The sequence below is a fragment of the Streptomyces sp. NPDC058964 genome, from assembly GCF_042741275.1.
Classification (GTDB): domain Bacteria; phylum Actinomycetota; class Actinomycetes; order Streptomycetales; family Streptomycetaceae; genus Streptomyces.
This window is the reverse complement of sequence record NZ_JBHYKH010000630.1, coordinates 2,582-4,647: the sequence shown is the minus strand read 5'-3', so window position 1 is coordinate 4,647 and position 2,066 is coordinate 2,582. Positions and strand designations below refer to the sequence as shown.

General features: G+C 64.8%; 2 protein-coding genes. Both read right to left on the bottom strand.

Going from position 1 to position 2,066, the window contains the following annotated elements; translation table 11 throughout:
• Nucleotides 1-62: 62 nt before the first annotated feature.
• The gene (locus ACFW2E_RS41830; protein ID WP_384475897.1) at nucleotides 63-986 is read right to left on the bottom strand and encodes a carbohydrate ABC transporter permease; all 924 of its coding nucleotides are present in this window, start codon (nucleotides 984-986) and stop codon (nucleotides 63-65) included.
• A gap of 17 nt (nucleotides 987-1,003) precedes the next feature.
• The gene (locus ACFW2E_RS41825; RefSeq protein WP_384475894.1) at nucleotides 1,004-1,939 is read right to left on the bottom strand and encodes a carbohydrate ABC transporter permease; all 936 of its coding nucleotides are present in this window, start codon (nucleotides 1,937-1,939) and stop codon (nucleotides 1,004-1,006) included.
• Between the last annotated feature and the right edge of the window lie 127 nt (nucleotides 1,940-2,066).

The window sequence follows — 2,066 nt, the reverse complement described above, 5'->3', positions numbered from 1 at the left end:
GTCGGGAACGGCGCGCGCACGACCGGTTCCGGAGCGCTACCCGCAGCGCCCGCCGAACGGGCCTATTTCAGGGTCGCGGAGGTCAGACCGGCCTGCACCTGACGCTGGAAGGACAGGTAGACGACCAGCATCGGGATCATGGCGATGGTGACGCCGGCGAAGAGAACGGGCAGGTCAGAGGCGTATCCCTGCTGTTGCTGGAGCTGGATGAGGCCCTGGGTGAGGACATAGCGCTCGGGGTCCGAGCCGCTCTGCGGCTGCATGAGGACCGTCGGCAGGATGAACTGATTCCACTGACCCAAAGTGTTGAAGATACCGACACTGATCAGACCCGGCTTCGCCATCGGCAGCATCACCTGGAAGAAGGTCCGGGTGTGCGAGGCCCCGTCCAGGATCGCCGCCTCGAAGACCGCCGTGGGCAGCGTCCGGAAGAAGGCGTGCATGAAGAACACGGTGAACGGCATCGAGTAGGCGACGTAGACCAGGATCAGGCCCTGGTAGGTGTTCAGCATGTCCAGCCGTTTGACCATGAAGAACAGCGGGACCAGGGCCAGGAACACCGGGAACATCGCGCCGGCGACGAAGAAGTAGTACAGCAGCCGGTTGCCCCAGAACTGGTAGCGGGCCAGGACGTACGCGGCCATCGAGCCGAAGAGCATCGTCAGCGGCACGCTGAACACCAGCACGATGATCGTGTTCAGGAAGTAGTCGCCGATGCCCTTGTTCCAGGCGCGGTGGAAGACGTCGAAGGACCAGCTGTGCGGCCAGCCGAAGGCCGAACCGCCGATCTGGGCGTCGGTCTTGAAGGAGCTGAGCACCAGCCACAGCAGCGGCAGCACGATCAGCAGGGCCCACAGGGCGAGGAAGCCGTGCGAGAACACGTTCAGGACGATGCCCTCACCGCGCCGGTCACCGGGGCCGGCCGGGCCCTTGTCGACGGGCCGCTCGGCGGGTGCGGCCACGGACTCCTTGAGAGGTGCGCTCATGTCGTCGTATCTCCCGCTCAGAACTCGACGCGCTCGCGGCGGGTGGCGCGCAGCATGACCACGGACAGGACCAGGGTGAGCACCAGCATGACCACGCCCATGGCGCAGGCGTAGCCGCTCTTCCCGAAGTATTGGAAGTTGCGCATCATCACCGTCGACATCACATCGCTGTGATGGTCGGGGCCGCCCCCGTACGCGCCCATGTTCTGGGTCATCGAGGAGACCAGGACGAACATGTCCATCGCGACGATGCCCAGATAGACCCAGGCGGTCTGCACGGTGTCCCACAGCAGGGGCAGGGTGATGCGGAAGAAGGACTGGTTGCGTCCCGCGCCGTCGATGAGAGCGGCCTCGTAGATGTCCTTGGGGATGGACTGCATGGCGGCCGAGAACAGCACCAGATAGAAGCCGACGCCGTGCCAGACGACGGCCGCGATCAGCGCCCACAGCACCATGTTGGGCTCGTTGAGCCATTCCACGGGATTGTCGGTGTCGACCAGTCCGAGTTTGATGAGGAAGCCGTTGAGAAGGCCGCCGCCGTCACTGCGGTAGACCGCGTTGAACAGCACCGCGACGATGGCCAGCGACAGCACCTGCGGGAAGAAGTACACGATTTTGTAGAACCGGGATCCGGCGACGCCCTGCACTCCGCCGGCCCTGCTGCGTCCGCCCGCGTTCACCATGAAGGCGAAGAAGAGGGCGAGCAGAATGGTGATCACCGGGATGAAGATCAGGAACAGGATGTTGTGCCAGATGGCCTGCATGAAGACGTCGTCCTGGAACAGCGCCTTGTAGTTGTCCAGTCCGACGAACTTGAAGGTCTGCGACTGCCCCTTCCAGTCGGTCAGCGAATAGCCGAACGTCTGGATGTACGGCCAGATCACGAAGATCACATAGAGCGCCACGGGCACGAAGAGAAATCCCGCGACGAATCTGTACTGCCCCTTGCGCATTGGCGATTCCTGCCCCTGGGTGTCCTGCCCCGGGCCGGGGGGCGACCGCCCCGGCCACCGCGGGCGGGCAGTCCCGGGGGGTCTTGGTGGGTGCCCGGGACGGTGCCAGCGTGTCGCCCGCGGCCAG

What these genes read in the sequence shown, in the direction of transcription:
- ACFW2E_RS41830 (WP_384475897.1), bottom strand. Translation starts at nt 986, where the DNA reads ATGAGCGCACCTCTCAAGGAGTCCGTGGCCGCACCCGCCGAGCGGCCC.
- ACFW2E_RS41825 (WP_384475894.1), bottom strand. Translation starts at nt 1,939, where the DNA reads ATGCGCAAGGGGCAGTACAGATTCGTCGCGGGATTTCTCTTCGTGCCC.